The organism is Lentimicrobiaceae bacterium (assembly GCA_028697555.1).
In the GTDB taxonomy this organism is placed as follows: domain Bacteria; phylum Bacteroidota; class Bacteroidia; order Bacteroidales; family UBA4417; genus UBA4417.
In genome coordinates, this window is the sequence record JAQVEX010000028.1 from 13,612 (window position 1) to 32,851 (window position 19,240).

Genomic DNA, 19,240 nt, shown 5'->3' on the forward strand with positions numbered 1-19,240 from the left:
TATGCAAATTACATTCATATTAGTCGGTAAAACCACCGAACCATTTATAATCAATGGGTTTGATATGTATTGCAACAGAATTTCAAACTATATTCAAAATTCCTGTATCGTCATACCTGACGTAAAAAAAAGCAAAAGCACAGATGTAAACCTTATAAAGCAAAAAGAAGCCAACGAGATACTCAAAAAAATACCGCCACAGTCGTACGTGGTTTTGCTTTCCGAACGAGGCAAAGGATATACTTCTATTGAGTTTTCAAAATTTATTGCACACAAGATGCAAATTAGCGTTAAGAACTTGGTATTTATCGTTGGCGGAGCCTATGGAGTTGACAAAACCGTTGAAGATAGAGCTGATGCAATAATATCTTTTTCCAAAATGACTTACACGCATCAGTTCATCAGGCTTATGCTGTCGGAGCAGATATACAGAGCCTTTACCATTATAAATAATGAACCTTACCATAATGAATGATATTAAAAAATTAGTGTTTTCAACTCACAACAAGAACAAACACGCAGAGTTACAGGCAATTTTGCCTGACTATAAAATTTTAAATCTCTACGATTTGGGCTGCGATACCGAAATTCAGGAATCGGGGACAACATTGGAGGAAAACGCATTTATAAAAGCGGAATTTGTTTACAAAAAATATGCAATCGACTGTATAGCCGATGATACAGGTTTGGAAGTCGATTTTTTGAACGGAGCACCCGGCGTACATTCTGCTCGTTATGCCGGCGATAGCTGCGATGCCAAAGCTAATGTTCAAAAGCTTTTGCATAATATGCAAGATGCTGATAACCGTTCGGCGAGATTTAAAACGGTGATAGTCTTGTTTTTAGACGGAAAACCTTATTATTTCAACGGAATTATTGAAGGAACAATTATAAGAGAGCCACGCGGTAACAACGGCTTTGGCTACGACCCTGTTTTTGTTCCTAAGGGCTACGACAAAACATTTGCTCAAATGGATGCAAAAGAAAAAAACACTATAAGCCATAGAGCTCTAGCCGTTAAGCACTTAGTCGAGTTTTTGCAAAAATTATAATAAGTATGTACAATCCTTAAAATTCAAACAAGCCAATATTTTCTTTTATATTATAACTTTGCAGAAAAATGATGTCAGCTAATTTCAATATAAAACTCGTTTTTTGTTCGATAATATTATTCCTATTTTTCGGACACACAAGTACTTATTCGCAAAAAGTCGTAGCTCCTATACTTCAAGGCGAACAAGCGTGGGTCGATTCGGTTTACAACACACTAAACTTAAAACAAAAAATAGGTCAGTTGATGATGCTTAGGACAAGTTCCGGCATATCGCAAAAGGAAGTAGCTGCATTGAAAGAAAAAATCAGTGAAAATTCGGTTGGAGGAGTTTGTTTTTTCAAAGGACATCCGCAGCAGCAGTACGAGCTGACTCAGGTTCTGAAAAAATCATCATCATTGCCATTAATGGTAGCAATGGATGCAGAGTGGGGAGCATCAATGAGGTTGAATAGTTTGATTTCGTTCCCTAAACAAATGAGCGTAGGAGCCGTTGAAGACAGCACAGCAGTCGCAGAGTGGAGTAGGGCGATAGCACAGCAATTAAACGTATTGGGCGTTAATGTGAGTTTTTCGCCGGTGGTCGATTTAAACAGCAATCCGCAAAATCCTGTTATTAACGTCAGAGCCTTTGGCGAAAACAAGCACAGAGTAACCAAGCAAGCAGAAATAATGACAAAAATTTTGCAGGAAAACGGCATTATGAGTGTAGCAAAGCATTTCCCTGGTCATGGCGATACCGAAACCGATTCGCATTACGAATTACCTGTCGTAAACCACGATTTGAACACAATTCTAAACGATGATATTTATCCTTATAAACCGCTTATAGACAACGGAATTAAAGGCGTTATGATTTCGCATATTTACCTGCCTGCCATTGACGAAAAACCTGTACCTGCAACCTTGTCGGAGGCAATTGTTACCGACATTCTGAAAGAAAAACTAGGTTTTAAAGGAATTATTTTTACCGACGGATTGGAAATGAAAGCCGTTACCGATTACGTTGAACCCGGAAAGTTAGAATTTATGGCTATTAAAGCCGGCAATGATGTTTTGCTTTTACCTGTTGATGTCAAATTGGCTGTTAGAACCATTGAAAAGGCAGTCAAATCAGGCGAGTTGCCTATGTCGCGAGTAGAAGAAAGTTGTAAAAAAGTGCTTAGCTTTAAGTATCATTTGCTTATAAATGAAACAACTTACAAATTGGGCAAAAATGTCGTTAATACCCTTAATGCCAATCATTTTGCCGATGTTAACGAGCTGATATATTCTCAATCTATAAGTCTAATTAAAAATTCAGATGATATTGTTCCCGTGCAAAACGCAGACACATCTAGGATATATACAATTTCTTTTAGCAGGGACAGTTTTTCAGGATTTTCGTCGAATATACCGAGAAATCTCAAATCCAAGCATATTACAGTTAAGCCTTCTGAAATAAATAGCAACAAAAAGAAAATATTAGACAAAATATCCGATGCCGATGTTGTTATTATCAATGTTGAGGGAAGCCAGTTTAGCGTGAAAAACAATTACGGCATATCTTCCGAACTTGTAAATTTTGTTGAGCAAATTGCAGGCAAACACAATACTGTGCTGACTGTCTTGGGCTTGCCTTACGCTGTTAGTGCGTTTAACAAAACCGATTTGTTTAAAGCAATTATAGTTACATACGAAAACAATGTACACGTCCGTTCGGAATTGGCAAATCTGATTTTTGGCGAAAAAGTTTTCAAAGGAGTTTTACCTGTCAGCATCAACGATGATTTCCCCGAAGGGACAGGCATTAAGACTGTTTTACGCAAAAAGTCTGATAATATCATCAAGTTTAACAAGGTTAAAAACAACATTGAAAATATAATTTACAACGGCATTAGCGAAAAAGCATTTCCGGGATGTCAATTATGTGTAGTTAAAGATGGCGAGATGCTGATAAACAAGTCGTATGGCACAACCGATTACGTAAATAACATTAAGGTCGATAATAATCATTTGTACGATATTGCGAGTATTACCAAAATAATGGCTACAACGCTTGCTATGATGAAACTCTACGACCAAGGAGCATATAAATTGAATGATAAACTATCGTCGAAGTTGGATTTTTTGAAAGACACCAATCTTGAGGACATTACCTTTAAGCAGATATTGTCTCACAATTCGGGCTTACCGGCTTGGATAAATTTTTCTTACTTGGTTTTAATCGATGGAAAAATTGACACAACTGTCGTAAAAACTCGGTATTCGGAAGAATTTCCTGTAAAAGTTGCAGAAAATATGTTCGTTTCCAAAAATATCAAACAAATGATTTTCGACAGCATATTAAATAGCGAGCTCAAAAAAAAGGAATATCTGTACAGCGATTTGGGAATGATTTTACTTAAAGAATTTATTGAACTCAAGACCAATCAGCCTTTTGAAGAATATATGGCTGAAAACTTTTACGAGCCCTTAGAATTAAAACACACAACATTTTTGCCTTCCCAAACTCGAAAAAAATCTGAAATAGTACCTACCGAAAATGACACAATAATGCGAAAACAGGTGATTTGCGGAACCGTCCACGACCCGACAGCTGCCTTATTGGGCGGAGTTTCCGGGCATGCCGGCTTGTTTTCAAATGCTTCTGATGTTGCCGTTGTTATGCAAATGCTTTTGCAAGATGGCGAATATAACGGAGTGCAATTTATCAATCCTATTACTGTCAAGCAGTTTACAACAAGGTATTACAAAAAGAATAGGAGAGGCTTAGGTTTCGATATGCGACAAATTCCTGCAAAATCGGCGGGACCTGCATCGGAATTTGCGAGTATCGATAGTTTCGGTCATACTGGCTTTACAGGTACAATTACTTGGGCTGACCCTGAAAATAATCTGCTTGTGGTTTTTCTTTCAAATAGGGTTAATCCCTATCCTTCACCCAATAAGTTGGTATCTATGGGCATAAGGTCGAAAATACAAGACGAACTTTATAAAGCATTCAAATAATTTTGTAATAAAAAAGTGAAATATTTTTTTGCAGATAATAAAAAAGAATTACCTTTGCAAACTCAATTAGCGGATGTGGCGTAATTGGTAGCCGCGCTAGACTTAGGATCTAGTGTCGAGAGACGTGGGGGTTCGAGTCCCTTCATCCGCACAAAAAAAAGAGTATTGCTGAAGCAGTACTCTTTTTTTGTGCTTAGCTATTAGCCATTTGCAATGTGCAATTAACAATTATGGGCTATTAGCTTTTGGCTCTTAGCCATTGGCTTAAGCCAGCCAAAGGTTAACAGCCAACAGCTAAAGGCTTTTAACTTCTAATTTCAGCCTTGACTTTTTGGTTCTTTTGTATCACCCGAGAACCGTACAAACGGTTCGAGAGCATTGAGTTTCTTTAAAATCAATACGAACGAAATAACACAAAAGAACATAAAAAGATTGAAACTAATAAAGCTAAAATTTGCTACACACTATTTGTAAAATCGTGTGAGCGCGTGCTAATAGCCAACAGCCAATAGCTAACGGCTAATAGCTAACAGCTAACAGCTAACAGCCAATAGCCACTTACAATATAAAATACCTGTCCCTAATTATCATTTATTTTAACATATGCAAAAAAATATATATTTTTTTGTAATTAATTAAATAAAAAATATACTTTTACAGGCAAAATTAGTTTACTCAAAATTAGTGAAAAATAGGTGCTAATTATGGCTAAAATCAGGACTGTAAAAGACTTTTTCATGATGTATGTCGATGGATTTAAGAACATGTCGAAGACGTCTAGGTTGTTGTGGGTAATCATCTTGGTTAAATTATTTATAATGTTTGCCATACTCAAGGTGTTTTTCTTTCCAAACTTCTTAAATTCGGTTGCTTCTACAGAACAAGAAAAGGCAGAATACGTCATTGATAAGCTCACTCAGGATTAGCATCTATTTACCACAAAAATTAAAACTCTTAACTTATGGATGTATCATTAATTGATTGGTCGAGAGCGCAATTTGCTCTTACAGCTATGTACCACTGGGTATTTGTTCCGCTTACATTAGGGTTGGGATTACTTATGTGTATTTACTCAACCTACTACTACAAAACCGGTGATGAAAAATGGAAATCTACAACAAGGTTTTGGCAAAAATTATTTGCGATAAACTTTGCCGTTGGTATTGCTACCGGTTTGATTTTGGAATTTGAATTCGGCACCAATTGGAGCAATTACTCTTACTTTGTAGGCGATATCTTTGGTGCTCCGCTTGCTATTGAAGGTATTGTGGCTTTCTTTATTGAAGCGACTTTCTTTGCCGTTGTATTTTTCGGTTGGGACAGGGTCAGCAAGAAGTTTCACCTTGCATCAACTTGGATTGCCGTTTTTGGAGCCACGCTGTCGGCATGGTGGATACTTGTTGCCAACTCATGGATGCAGTATCCTGTAGGTATGCACTTTAATCCCGAAACCGCACGCAACGAAATGAACGATTTTATTGCTGTGGCATTCTCGCCTGTGGCAGTAAACAAATTTTTGCACACCGTACTTTCGTGCTGGGTGCTTGGTTCCGCATTTGTAGTAGGTCTTAGCAGTTGGTACTTGCTCAAAAAAAAGCATATCGACTTTAGCATACGTTCAATAAAAATTGCTGCCATTGTCGGTCTGACTGCTACAGTTCTGACAGCGCTTACAGGACACTATTCAGGACAAAAAGTAGCAAGACATCAACCTATGAAACTAGCTGCAATGGAAGGCTTATATAACGGCAAAAACAAAGCCGACATAGTGGGTTTCGGCGTTCTTAAGTCCGATAAGGTGTACAACGACGGTAAAGACCCGTTTGTATTTAAGGTAGATGTTCCAATACCCGGATTTTTATCTTTCATGTCCTTCGACGATTTTAATTCGTTTGTGCCCGGAATCCAAGATATTATTGACGGCTACACACTTTCAGACGGAACTGTATATCCATCATACGAGGAGAAAGCAGCACAGGGCAAATTAGCTCAGCAGGCTCTCCGCAATTATCGCCAAGCAATGAAAGACAACGATGAAGAAGCCAAAATTATCAATAAGGCTGTTTTAGACGAAAATATAAAATACTTCGGTTACGGATTTTTCAACAGTCCCGAAGAAACCATTCCGCCTGTGGCTCTCACCTTTTACACATTCCATATAATGGTAGCGCTTGGTTTGTTTTTTATAGCATTTTTTGCAATTGTGTGGTATTTGAATAAAAAAGGCACTTTGCAAAAGGTAAAATGGCTACTGTGGCTTGGGGTAATTTCAATACCATTGGCTTACATAACTTCGCAATCGGGTTGGATTGTTGCCGAAGTAGGTCGTCAGCCATGGAGTATTCAAGATGTGTTACCTTTGTCTCACTCGGTGTCAAACATTCCTGTTGCCAACGTAAAGACAACATTTTTCATATTCCTTGGAATATTTACAATCTTTCTCATTGCCGATATAGGTATTATGATAAACACTATCAGAAAAGGACCCGAAGCTGTTGACGAAAGCAAGGGCTATTAATTTTTGTATAACTATAAAAATAGAATAATAATATGGATTACGGATTTTTTCAACATTATTGGTGGTTTTTAATTTCGCTCTTAGGTGCATTATTAGTGTTTTTAATGTTTGTTCAGGGCGGACAATCACTCATATACAGATTAGGTAAAACAGACGATGAACTAAAGCTTATGCTTGATGCTTTGGGTAAAAAATGGGAGCTTACTTTTACTACCTTGGTTACCTTTGGTGGTGCATTTTTCGCATCTTTTCCGCTGTTTTACTCTACAAGTTTTGGCGGAGCTTATTGGGTATGGATTCTGATACTCTTAAGTTTCGTTATACAAGCTGTTTCTTTCGAGTTTATCCACAAAAAAGGCAATTTGCTTGGTAAAAATACTTACAAGGCATTTCTTTTTACCAACGGCTTGTTGGCTCCAATACTCATAGGAGCAGCGGTATCTACCTTCTTTTTTGGAGCAGAATTTACAGTAAACAGATGTAATATTACCGACATCAACAATCCTATCATTTCACAGTGGAGCACTAAATGGCACGGCTTGGAAGCTATTTGGGGAAGTACGCTACCCGGTGGGTTTCATCTCTGGAATGTAGTCTTAGGTTTGGCTATATTCTTTCTTGTTCGAGCACTCGGAGCTTTGTACTTTATCAACACCATACGCAATGAAGAGATAGAGAGTAGGGCTCGCAAACATGTACTTATAAATGCTGTTGCATTTCTGATTTTCTTTTTGCCTTATCTTGTTCGACTATTATTGAAAGATGGATGGACAGGTCAACCCGACCATACTGTTGTGATTGAGGAATATAAATATCTGAACACGCTTTTGGCAAATTGGTGGATGATTGTGATTTTGTTGGTAGGAGTAGTTGGCGTATTGTACGGCTTTGTTTTGGGTGCTTTCAGCAAAACAAATCGTAGAGGCTTTTGGTTTGCAGGTGCAGGAACGGTCTTTGTAGTATTAATAGTATTACTAACAGCCGGTTTCAACGGTTCGGCGTATTATCCTTCGCTAAGCGATCCGAATTCATCACTAACAATAGCCAATTCATCGTCTAGCTTATTCACGCTAAAAACAATGAGTGTAGTATCATTGTTTATACCATTTGTTTTGGCGTATATTTCATACGTGTGGAAGAAGATGAACTTTCATATTTAGGTTAGTTTCGAGTTCTGAGTATTGAGTTTGGAGAGTCGGAACTCAGAACTCAGAACTCAGAACTCAGAACTCAGAACTTCTAACTTCTAATTTCTAACTTCTGAATCTCGTCACTTAGCTCAATCCACTCATTGTAGGCTTCGTTTAGTTGATTTTCAGTTTCTTCAAATTGTTTGCTAAACTCAATTATTTCTTCATTGCTTAAATTACCGCTACTAAGTTTGTTGGTAATTTCGTCTTTATCTGTTTCCAATTTATGCAATAGTTCTTCCAACTCTTCAAGGCGTTTTAATTGCTTGTATGTTGGTTTTCTGACTTTAGGAGTACTAACTGTAGCTTCTGTTTTCTTGTTTTCCGTTTCCGAGCTTAAACGTCTTTGTCTTTTTTCTTCTTTTGTCTTTGCAATATAGTACTGGGTGTAGTTTCCGTAATGATCTTTTATGTTTCCGTTTTCGCTAAAAACAAAAATATGATCGCAAACTCTATCAAGCATAAATCTGTCGTGCGAAACAATCAAAAGGCAACCTTTAAAATTTATCAGGTAATCTTCTAAAATTTGCAAGGTATAAATGTCCAAATCGTTGGTGGGTTCGTCTAACATCAAGAAGTTTGGGTTTTTAATAATTTGCAATAGCAAATTAAGCCTTCGTTTTTCGCCACCGCTCAAATTGCTGTAAAATGCCTGCTGCATAGCATAACTGAAATTAAAGCGATACAAAAACTGCGAAGCCGAAAAAGTCCTATCGTTGATTTTAATCTCTTCAGCAACTGATTTAACAATATCTTCTACTTTTAGGTTTTTGTCGGCTTCTAAAAACGACTGTGTATAATATCCCATAACTACGGTTTGTCCTACAGTTATGTTGCCTTTATCGGGCTTTATTTTTCCTGCAATAATATTAAGCAAAGTACTTTTACCGCAACCGTTCAGACCAATAACACCGATTTTTTCATTTCGTTTGAAAATATAAGAAAAATCGTTGATAATCAGTTTATTATCAAAGCTTTTGCTTACATTATTAATTTCAAGAATTTTTTTTCCGAGATATTGCTGAGTCGATTCTATAATCAACTCGTTATCGGTTTTTTTATAGCTGATTTTGTCTTCAAGTTGAGCGAAAGAATCAATTCTGGATTTAGATTTGGTTCCTCTTGCTTTTGGCATTTTTCTAATCCATTCCAATTCCGATTTGTACATGCTAAGCGATTTTTCGTATGCAATTTGGTCGTTAGCTTCTCGTTCGGCTTTTTTCTCAAGATAGTAAGAGTAATTGCCTTTGTATGTGTATAGTTGGTTGTTGTCGATTTCAAAAATAGTGTTACACACATTATTCAAAAAATATCTGTCGTGGGTAACTACCAAAAGGCTTAATGTCGATCTGTTTAAATAATCTTCCAACCATTCAATCATTTCAAAATCAAGATGGTTGGTAGGTTCGTCTAAGAGTAAAAAATCGGGATTTCCTATTGTTGCCAATGCAACCGACACTTTTTTCTGTTGCCCACCCGAAAGTTCTTTCATTTTTTGGTCTAAATCGTATATCCCAAATTCGCCAAGTCGTGTTGTAAGCTGAATTTCGTATTCCCATGCACCTACCGCATCCATTTTATTGGTAGCATGTTGCAAATTCTCCGTATTTTCAGCATTTGCATCTAAATTATATGCTTTTAAAGCTGATTTGTAATTCTTTAATGCTAATGTTTGCTCATTCTTGGTAAGGTATAAATTCTCGGTTATGCTTAAATCTTGATTGAAGTTTTGTGCCTGCTCCAAATAGTTGACTTTTAGTCCATTTCGCATGCTGACACTTCCCGTATCCGGCGATGTTTTTTTGGCAATAATGTTCAAAATGGTACTTTTTCCTGTACCGTTTTTGGCTATCAAAGCAACTTTATCACCTTTAAAAATACCGAAACTTACATCACTGAAAAGTGTTGTAAAACCAAACGATTTTGAAATATTTTCAACCTGAATGTAATTCAACTCTTGTGTTATATTTTGTGCAAAGGTATTGTTTTTTGAAATAATAATCAGAAAAAGAGTAGGCGGTGTCAAATAATCTTTGTTGTGTTACGAGTTTCGGAGCTTTTAGCCATTAGCCTTTGGCTTTTAGCTATATTCAGCCAACAGCCAACAGCTAACGGCTAACAGCTAATGGCTAAAAGTATTCATCAACAACTATCATTTATATTTAATATTTTATATTTACACTGATTTTCAAATAAATATTTATAATTATTTTGCAAAAGTCTCAAAATGGGACAATAAAATTTAACTTAAAAATCAAGTCAAAAAGGAGTAGTTTTGGCTTCAATAAATTAATAGTAAAAACGCTTAATCCATTGCTGAATAATGGGTTGGGATAAAATAAACAAGAGTATTTTTTAATTACAATTCATTATAGGGTATAAGTCATTAGTAAAATTATTTCGGAATTGTTTTGTTAGCCAAAACAAATGCTTACTTTTGCAAATTAAAGTGAATAGTTTTTTTTAAGTTGGACAGGTAGATATATTCGGTACGTAGACAATGAAATATATAATTTATTATTTAGAATCTCATTTCGCAGGATACGCTCCTATGATTCGGATTGCTGTATTAGCTGTTTTTATACTCATTTCGTTGTATATTATAGCATTACTGACTTTCCAAATTATAGCTTTCAGCAGGAAGTTACGAAAAAGGCGAACGCGTAAGGTATATAAGAAGTATAGGAAGAAGTTGATGGAGATTTTTTATACAGACGTATATCTTAGTTTTGAAGACATTTCTGAAAAGTTAGTCCCAACAATAAAATTCAACTTAGATAGAAAGTGGTTCAAAGAAATTATTACTGATCTTATTATTACATTAAAGAAAGCTGAGACTGAAAATAATAAACTGAATATTGGTAATTATAATTCAGTTTTGGTGTATTTTGGCTTAGAAAAGTTTTGGGCTGATAGGATTACGGCTCATGGTGTAGCATCTAGTACCAAAGCCTTACGCAAGTTAGAGAGTCTTACCAATCAGCTTAGTGCTAGTGTTGTGGCTCCCTTATTGCATCATAGAGACAAGGAATTACGAAAGTTGGCGCGTAGTGAGTTTATGAAGTTTGAAAGCGATAATGCTTATCAGTTTATGGAAGAAGTTGACTTTGATAAAGACATGAATCGTTTAGATGAGATTCGTCTTCATGAATCGCTCAAAAAAATCCACGAAAGGCAAGGGCGTTTACCTCAGTTAACTCAATGGATTAAAAAAGCCAATAATGAAAAATTCAAATGTTTTGTTATTAGAGAAGTAGGATTCTTTTAACAGGAGGAAAGTGCTCCTTATCTAATGGAGCTTTTTACTCAGACCAGTAATGTGAATATCAGAGGAGAGATAGTGGATGCGTTGGGAGCTCTTCAGTATAAGCCGGCTCTGCCTCTTCTTGTCTCTGAGTTTGCATCATCAAGTCTTCAGATACAAAACAAAATTATTAAAGCTGTAGGTAGGATTGGAAGAAAAGAAAGCCTTTCTTTCCTCAAAGATATATATCCCTATGCCTATAATGGGGATATGGAAAACAACATAATAGATGCTATCAAAAAATGCGGTGGTGATTGCGACAAACTCTTAGCAGTGTTACCTGATAGGGTGAAGCAAGCCGTGAACGACAATAATGTTTTTCCTCCTGCGAACAAATAGCCTAATAGATGGATGTAATTGTATATATATATCAGTATGCTATATTCGTCTATTCAATTGCTATTACGACGGCTTACCTTACACTTTCAGTATTAGGGTTTATAGCCATTAGAAAGAAAAAAACTAACTATACTATCAAAGAAGAGCAGTTGTTTACTGATTCTCCAGAGGTAGCTCCGGGTATTTCAATTGTAGCTCCAGCGTTCAATGAGGAGGTTATTATCATCGATAACGTAACATCTCTACTCAATCTCGACTATCCTAAGTTTGAGGTTGTTGTTGTTAACGATGGAAGCAAGGATAGAACATTGGAATTGCTAATAGAGCGATTCGAGTTGCAGGAGGTAAGTATGCATTACACCTATAAAGTTAGATGCCGTCGTGTTAGGCGTCTTTTCAAGTCAGTAAATCCCGAATACGATAAACTTATAGTTGTTGACAAAGAGAATGGAGGTACTAAGGCTGATGCTATGAACGCTGGGGTAAATATTATTCAGTATGACTACTTCATCAATACCGACGTAGACTGCCTTCTTGCGCGTAACACACTAAAAAAAGTTATTATGCCTGTTCTCGACTCCAATGTGCCAGTCATTGCCGTGGGCGCAACGATGCGTATGGTGAATGGGTGTGAGGTAGAAGATGGTGTCATCACGCGTGTACGTCCGCCTAATCAGTTTGTACCTCTTTTTCAGGAGACTGAGTACCTTCGTTCTTACCTAGTGGCAAAGATGGGTTGGTCAACCGTCAACGCTATCCCTAACGTTTCGGGAGGTTTTGGACTTTTCAATACTCAAGTGGTAATTAATACCGGAGGTTTTGACCCCCTTTCCCACGCAGAAGATATGGACATGACTATCCGTATGCGTGCGTACATGTACGATAGAGGTGTGAAACACAAAATCGATCAAATTCCGGAGACTTGCTGCTGGACACAGGGTCCTCCGAATATTAAAATTCTTAAGAGACAGAGAACAAGGTGGGGACGAGGTCTTATGCAGATATTTATTTTACATGGAAGATACCTTTTCAAAAGGAAGTATGGTAAGATGGGGTTTTTAGTATTGCCCTACGCCTTTATCTTTGAGTTTTTGGCTCCTATCGTTGAGTTTACGGGAATCTTATTCTTGATATATCTTCTTTATTCCGGTCAGGTCAACTTCAACACATTTTGGTTGCTGATGTCCTTTGTGTATCTTATAGGTATCACCACTTCTATGATTACCATTACATACGATTTTGCTGTGCAGAGACAATATAAGACTTTGAAAGAGTATTTTAAGCTTATGCTTTTCTCTGCTCTTGAAGCTTTTCTATACCATCCTTTCGTTGTAATATTCAGTTTGGCAGGATATATACAGTACTTTACCCGAAAGAACTTTAAATGGGGAGCAATGACAAGGCAAGGATTCTCTAAAAAACAATAAACCTAAATTCATTTATATGAACAAAGAAATAAATATCGGCTATGCACTCACCCTTAAGGTGGCGACATTAGCTTTCTTCCTAATCCTTTCGCTTGGTGCTGAGCTTTCGGCACAGGTTAAAATAAAACTCAACGATAGTGACGAGTACGCACTTCAGACTAACAATAACTTCAACAACGGAAATTGGGAAGAAGGAAAACAAATCCTCGATGCCGGACTTAAGCAGTTTCCTAGGGATTCAGACCTTAAGATGCTACTAGGGAAGTATTACCATTACCATCAGTTGCTAGATCGTGCGAGGTATGAGCTTGTTAAGGCACTTGAGTATAACCCCGATAACGTTGATGCTAAGCAAATTCTTGTTAACGTGGAGACAGATGCTAAACGATATTCAAGTGCTATCTGCTACGTAAATGAGTTATTAGAAGTCAACCCATACTGGAAAGGGCTTTGGAGGAAAAAGATAGAACTCTATCGACTACAAGGAAACGATGTGGAAGCCAATCGTCTACTTGTGCGTATCAATCAGATTTACCCCAACGACGAGGCTTTTTTCCAAGATTACCTTTATGAGACGGAGATGAATGCCATTAATCTTCAAAAATCTGGGAAAATAGACGAAGCTATATCCTTGCGCTCCGAGCTCATAAGGAGGGATCCTAAGAATCCTCAGCACTACATTGGAATTGTCAATGATTACATCAAAGCCGGAGATATCTACAATGCTTTAACTTATATTGAGCGAGGTTTAACGTATTCTCCTGGCAACGTTGAATTAATCTTAAGGAAAGCCAGTCTTTTAGAGGAACAGAAGAGATATCCCGAGCTTTTAAGTTTCTTACAACAACAGATGAAAACAAATGGTTCTCCTCAACTTAGGCAACATTATAACTATTACCTCTTAGAAGCTGCTCGAAATGCAAAGGATAGCGACCCTGCCATTCTTTACGGTAAGATCCTTGAAGGTGATCCTGGCAATGAAGAAGCATTCAATTTCGTCTATAATAATCTTTTCGGAAGTCAACAGTATGAGGAGGCTTTATACATTCTTAACCGCTATCGTCGTGCAAGAGGAGAGTCTAAAGAGGTTAAACTCAAAGAGTTATCATTGCACAAGAAGTTAGGCAATACAGGTCGTGTTTCCCTCCTAACCAAGCAACTATTTGCTCTATACCCTTATGACTCAGACCTCAGAGAAGAGTACGTTAAGTTGATGTACGCAGAAGCTAAAAATAAAATGCAAGAGGAAGAGTATAATGCTGCTATAATGGACTTCAAACAGGTTCTTATGTATGGAGATTCTATTACCATACGTTCTGCCAAACGAAATATCTATAACGCATCCTTAGCGCTTAATGACCACAACACAGCACTGAACATTCTAAATGAAATAATTTTTGATGAACCCGATAATCCCGATCTTTACGTACAAAGAGCCGACCTTTACTTTAAGTTGAATAATTATCATAATGCTTTGTCTGCATACGAGAAAGCTATATTCTTAGTGCCATTTGAAGACAAGCCTCGACTGTTGGGAGGATATAGCGATATGCTTGTTCAAATCGTTAAGAATCTTAACGATGTCTATCGTTATGACGAGTCTCTTAATTATGTTCGTAGGTGGCTTGAATACGATTATGATAATAAGCAAGCTCTACAATATGCTGTAAATCTCTCTTTGCAAACTAACCAACCAAATCTTATGTACGAATATGCCAAGCAAGGTAATGAAATGTATCCTGATGAGCTATTCTTTAAGATTAAACTAGCGGAGTATGAGAGCTTAACATCTAAAAATCTTCAGGACATCTTTACTAATTTGCACAGAGAAATTCGTTATTTTCCTCACCACGAAGGATTAATCAGAACCTTTTCCAAAGTAGGTGACGAATATGCCGAACAACTCATCAAGAAAAACATGTATTTGGAAAGTATTGCCGTTCTTGATACAGCACTTGTTTATGCTCCTAATGATAGGACACTTAAGTATAGAAAAGGAGTAGCGTTTGAGAAGTTGCACAATTTTGACTCAGCCTACTACTATCAGTCGTTTTATGATCCTTCTCTTGTAGAACTCTCAGGGTTCAAACAGCATATAAATTATCTTAAATACAAGGGCTACAAAAATGAGGCAGGAGTATATTTCTTAGGTAGTCGTCATGGTCACGATTATGCTATCAGTTCAATTTACACTCTTGAGTACAGACGCTTCCAAAACGAGAACACCTACACAGGAAGATTGAACTATGCCGGACGCGACACAGGAAAAGGTTATCAATTGCAAGGCGAATGGGAACGTGCATGGGACGATTCGACAAATACTAGGATTGATTTTGCTGTCGCCAATAAATACTTCCCTTTGGTAGCATTCAATGCCTCCATTTTCCGAGGATTTAATGTGCTTGGCGGTATAGAAGCCGAAGGTGGCTTAGGCTATCGTTATCTTCCCGCTGGTGAGCACCTCAGTAATATAGTGCTGGGAGCAACAAAGGAGATGGATAAATGGAGATTCAACCTACGTTTTTTCAATTACATGTTAAACTACAAACGTAATACCTACGAGTATGATTATGAGCAAGAAATTCTCACCCTCCTTTCCAGTGAACCTAAAGCGAAATGGCTCTTCAATATCTCCGGAACGGCTCGTCATAATTTATCATCGCCCAAACACTTCGTAATGGCATTAGCAGGAGTGGGAACGGCTCCCGATGTTGATTTGATTAACTATAAACTGTATGACCAGTTTGTCGGTTTAAATACTCTTGTAGGTGCCGGTTTCGGTTGCATGATAACAGAGACTTTTTCTATAGATTTTTTGGGAACTTGGTACAACTACTACCAGGTTGATGGTATTTATGGAAATCTTAAAGATATATATAGAAATCTTTACAATTTAACTATTAATCTACATGTTGTTTTCTAAGCGTCTTCTCTTTTTCTCAATAGCAGTCTCCATGCTCGTTTCTATGAATGGGTGTTCAAGTAAACCTGTGAGCTTGAAAGCCGATAAGTACATCATTACGGCAGAGGAAGATGGACCCAGTGAAAAATGGGCGACTTATCTATATAGTCATCTGCAAAAACGTACTAGCGATCCATCGTCTGTCGTTTTAAGTCTCGGAGAAGTTCCAAAACTAGCAAGAGATGTAAGGAATATACATATTGAGTTTGCACCAGACCTTAAATTTGACTACGTCATTAAGAATAAGAGTTCTAATAAGTTGCACATTTGTTTTAAGAACAAGCAGACTGCCATATGGATTTTATATCAATTGATTGAAAATATCGGATTAGTTGATGACCGATTCGACACAAAGGATTTGCCTCCTGCATTTATTGATTTCTCTTCTAAAGAGTACACCTTTGACTTTAAATATCGCGAACCTCATTATGCATTGAACTTAGAACCGGATGTTGCTCCTTTACTCGGAACTAATAATGTAGAGATGGATTGGGGACTATGGGGGCATCACTTATCTAACATTGTTTCCGATGATGAAGATGAGACGATTTACGCTATGGTAAAAGGAGAACGCAACAGAGCGCAATTTTGTTTCTCGTCCAAAAGTTTGTTTAATCAGGCTCGGGAATATATTATCGATAACTTCGGTAATGGTAATGACGGCTATCAGGTAATGATGATGATATTGCCGGAGGACAATATGATATCTTGTACCTGTCCCGAATGTATTGACAAAGGAAATACTCCTTCACATGCCACACCTGCCGTTCAGGACTTTATACGGAGGTTGGCAGAAATGTTTCCCAATCATTATTTCTATACTTCTGCTTACTTGACTACGCTAAATCCTCCTGCTTACCAACTGCCTGAGAATAGCGGTGTTTTCCTCAGTACAATCAATATACCTAGGGGTGTTAAGCCCACAAACCAAGCTGAGTTTAAAGAGTTTCTGAATTTGGTTGATGAGTGGCAGACGAAGACTCCCAATATCTACCTATGGGATTATGTTTCCAACTTCGATGATTATCTCACTCCAATTCCATCATTGCTTTCTCTGCAATCACAACTTAAATATTTCAAGATGCTGAGGGTCCAAGGTCTTTTCCTTAATGCCAGCGGATATGACTATTCACCTTTCGATGACCTTAAGACCGTTGTTTCTGCAGCTTTGATGATGGATATATCAATAGATATTGAACCTCTTGTTAAGGCATTCTTCAGGAAAAATTACCCCACCTCTCACGAAGCTCTACATAGTTATTATATGGGGTTAGAGCGTGGATATGCTCAAAAAAAGAAACCTTACAATATGTATGGAAGTATGCGTGATAATATGGATACTTATTTTGATACCGAATCATTTATTTCCTTTTACTCTCTACTACCGTCACTTATTTCTGCTAGTACGGGTGAAGAAGGGGCTAAACTCCAAAAGCTATATACAGCACTTACCTATACGCGTTTACAAGTTGCTTATACGCAAGGGACTGGGAAATGGGGCTATGCTCAAAGAGATGAGAAAAGTATTTCAATTCTTCCGGAAATTTCCGAGTTAGTGCAGAGACTTGAAGGACATAAAGAATATAAAGACTTACAGAACTACAAGGAGAGTGAGGGCAGTCTAGCCGAGTACATTAATGAGTGGAGGGATATGTTACAAAGAGGAAAATGGCAAAATCTACTTCTTGATACTCCTATTGAACTTCTTTCTCCTTCGACCGAAGGTTTCGAGAATACTTCTCTCCTTAATGACGCTACTCTTGGGTTTCGTCAGGACTATCACCAAGGATGGTACTTATCTCATACCAACGAGTTGCACTTACGTTTCTCAGCTCGCGAATTGGAGGAGGGACAAGTTCTGAAGATTCGTTTCTTGCATATGCCAAAGCATAGGTTCGATGAACCTGAAAAGATGAACCTATTTATTGATGGAAAAGCTGTTGATATTTCTAAGATGCAGAAAGAATACGGCACAGAGCTCAATAGCAATAGGATTATTACTTATACTCTCTCTGTAGAACTTAAGGGAAGTCAGAGTGTTGAATTAATACTTACCCCTAAAAAAGGTAATTCACGACTTGCACTAGATGAAATACAAATACAATAAAAACCTATAAATATGTCAAAGAAAATATACTACGTTCTACTACTGGCGGTACTTGTTTTCATAACAGGATGCCGTGAAAAAGACTCGAAAACTACCCTAAAAATCACTGACAATTATCGACACTATTATCCTATTATAACGGGACAAGAGTTGGATATTATGTTTGAGTTAGAGAACACGGGGGAGAACCCTTTCAGACTTAAAGATATAGTTACCTCGTGTGGATGTATAACGCTAAAAAAATCTTCGATCAGGGTTATATCGCCTGGGAAAAAGGGGCTGTTACGGATGACTTACGATAGCCGAAAAAACATAGGTTATGTCAAACACTACATCACTCTCTACGGCAATTTCACGACAACAGATAAAATAGATATTGTTTTCGATGTAAACGTGGTTCCAGATGCACACTACACCCGGGATTACGAAGAACTTTATCTGGAAAAGATAAAAGAACAAGGTGGTTTTAAAAGATTTGTCGAAGGTGATGCTAACAGAAAAGGCTACTACATGACGACAGAAAAAGATATAATCTTAGAGTAAATTGGCGGTAAATAATTAAAAATCAGTAAGATGAACTGTTCGGTTTTCTCGAAAAAATATTTATTTTTTTTGCAAAAATTGTTTGTAAATTTTAAGTAAAATGTTACCTTTGCAAATTGATATCACAAGTCATTAATGAAATAGAAAATAAATTTAAAATTAAATAGATATGAAAATGATTAAAATGAAAAATTTAATTTTGGTCCTTGTAGTTCTTTTCGCATTTGTTGGATGTAAAAAAGAGGATAATGAAACCGCAAAAAAGAGCAATGGACCTACTACTGAAGTTTTTGTTGCCGGCAACAAGGTTACAAAATACACAGATGTTCTACCATCACCAGCAGGAGGTGGAGGTATACTAACCCACGATAATGCCTATTTCTTTATTAGGATAGACGGACGTATTCCCGGATATACAGGAAGCCAAAATTCATCCAGTTACTATCCGGCAACATCAGGAGGCGGTACCTTGTGTTCTGCTCTTAACAATGGTTCCGTACTAAAGAATTACCCATACAACAACTTAGGTGGATATATGGGAATGACAGAATACGTGTACGACCCAACCGGACAAGCAACTCAGTTGGCTTTAGTCAACGTTCCTACTTTGGACAATCTGTTGCAAGCCCACCAAGGAGCAGGTGCACCCTTGTCTCAATACTTCACGGGCGTAGATATGAGCAAAATAAAATTTCTTTGGTACGTGGTAAAGAATCGTCCCAACGACTGGAATCCGCACTTAGGTGCAACGGGCAGATGGAACATTGACGGCGTGTTGACCATGGACAATGTTATGGACGTTCGCCAC

The 19,240-nt window shown here is 37.4% G+C and carries 14 protein-coding genes and 1 tRNA gene; 14 read left to right on the plus strand and 1 reads right to left on the minus strand.

The genetic code is table 11. From position 1 onward, the window contains the following. Window position 1 precedes the first annotated feature (1 nt). The 7 genes from PHP31_05845 to PHP31_05875 all read left to right on the plus strand — a co-directional run bounded on the left by PHP31_05845 (window position 2) and on the right by PHP31_05875 (window position 7,720). Window positions 2-475, plus strand: coding sequence for a 23S rRNA (pseudouridine(1915)-N(3))-methyltransferase RlmH (locus PHP31_05845; protein ID MDD3738799.1), 474 nt, complete (start codon window positions 2-4; stop codon window positions 473-475). Then, complete coding sequence (locus tag PHP31_05850) at window positions 453-1,052, plus strand: non-canonical purine NTP diphosphatase (protein MDD3738800.1); 600 nt, start codon at window positions 453-455, stop codon at window positions 1,050-1,052. The genes PHP31_05845 and PHP31_05850 overlap by 23 nt, the downstream gene beginning before the upstream one ends. A gap of 68 nt (window positions 1,053-1,120) precedes the next feature. After that, on the plus strand, window positions 1,121-4,042 hold the full coding sequence (locus tag PHP31_05855; GenBank protein MDD3738801.1) for a glycoside hydrolase family 3 N-terminal domain-containing protein: 2,922 nt from the start codon (window positions 1,121-1,123) through the stop codon (window positions 4,040-4,042). A gap of 69 nt (window positions 4,043-4,111) precedes the next feature. Further along, window positions 4,112-4,193: transfer RNA gene (locus tag PHP31_05860), tRNA-Leu, on the plus strand. 553 nt (window positions 4,194-4,746) lie between these two features. Then, window positions 4,747-4,968 (plus strand): DUF4492 domain-containing protein, encoded by a 222-nt coding sequence (locus tag PHP31_05865; GenBank protein MDD3738802.1) that lies wholly within the window; start codon window positions 4,747-4,749, stop codon window positions 4,966-4,968. 35 nt (window positions 4,969-5,003) lie between these two features. Continuing rightward, window positions 5,004-6,560 carry a cytochrome ubiquinol oxidase subunit I gene (locus PHP31_05870; GenBank protein MDD3738803.1) on the plus strand — a complete coding sequence of 519 codons (1,557 nt, stop codon included), beginning with the start codon at window positions 5,004-5,006 and terminating at the stop codon, window positions 6,558-6,560. A gap of 32 nt (window positions 6,561-6,592) precedes the next feature. Continuing rightward, complete coding sequence (locus tag PHP31_05875) at window positions 6,593-7,720, plus strand: cytochrome d ubiquinol oxidase subunit II (GenBank protein ID MDD3738804.1); 1,128 nt, start codon at window positions 6,593-6,595, stop codon at window positions 7,718-7,720. Between the two features lie 79 nt (window positions 7,721-7,799). Here PHP31_05875 and PHP31_05880 read toward each other — a convergent pair whose 3' ends face one another. After that, window positions 7,800-9,776, minus strand: a complete 1,977-nt coding sequence (locus PHP31_05880; GenBank protein ID MDD3738805.1) for an ABC-F family ATP-binding cassette domain-containing protein — start codon at window positions 9,774-9,776, stop codon at window positions 7,800-7,802. Window positions 9,777-10,250: 474 nt separating this feature from the next. Here PHP31_05880 and PHP31_05885 point away from each other — a divergent pair, with 474 nt between their 5' ends. From PHP31_05885 to PHP31_05915, 7 genes are all read left to right on the plus strand, one after another. After that, window positions 10,251-11,018: a hypothetical protein gene (locus PHP31_05885; protein MDD3738806.1), complete on the plus strand. Its 768-nt coding sequence runs from the start codon at window positions 10,251-10,253 to the stop codon at window positions 11,016-11,018. A gap of 24 nt (window positions 11,019-11,042) precedes the next feature. After that, complete coding sequence (locus PHP31_05890) at window positions 11,043-11,393, plus strand: HEAT repeat domain-containing protein (protein MDD3738807.1); 351 nt, start codon at window positions 11,043-11,045, stop codon at window positions 11,391-11,393. A gap of 8 nt (window positions 11,394-11,401) precedes the next feature. Beyond that, window positions 11,402-12,820, plus strand: a complete 1,419-nt coding sequence (locus tag PHP31_05895) for a glycosyltransferase (GenBank protein ID MDD3738808.1) — start codon at window positions 11,402-11,404, stop codon at window positions 12,818-12,820. 1,108 nt (window positions 12,821-13,928) lie between these two features. Continuing rightward, window positions 13,929-15,743, plus strand: a complete 1,815-nt coding sequence (locus PHP31_05900; protein MDD3738809.1) for a hypothetical protein — start codon at window positions 13,929-13,931, stop codon at window positions 15,741-15,743. Between the two features lie 73 nt (window positions 15,744-15,816). Next, on the plus strand, window positions 15,817-17,889 hold the full coding sequence (locus PHP31_05905) for a DUF4838 domain-containing protein (protein MDD3738810.1): 2,073 nt from the start codon (window positions 15,817-15,819) through the stop codon (window positions 17,887-17,889). Between the two features lie 12 nt (window positions 17,890-17,901). Next, window positions 17,902-18,432 (plus strand): DUF1573 domain-containing protein, encoded by a 531-nt coding sequence (locus tag PHP31_05910; protein ID MDD3738811.1) that lies wholly within the window; start codon window positions 17,902-17,904, stop codon window positions 18,430-18,432. 169 nt (window positions 18,433-18,601) lie between these two features. Continuing rightward, window positions 18,602-19,240 (plus strand): hypothetical protein (locus PHP31_05915; GenBank protein MDD3738812.1); only part of this gene is annotated, 639 nt, incomplete at its 3' end.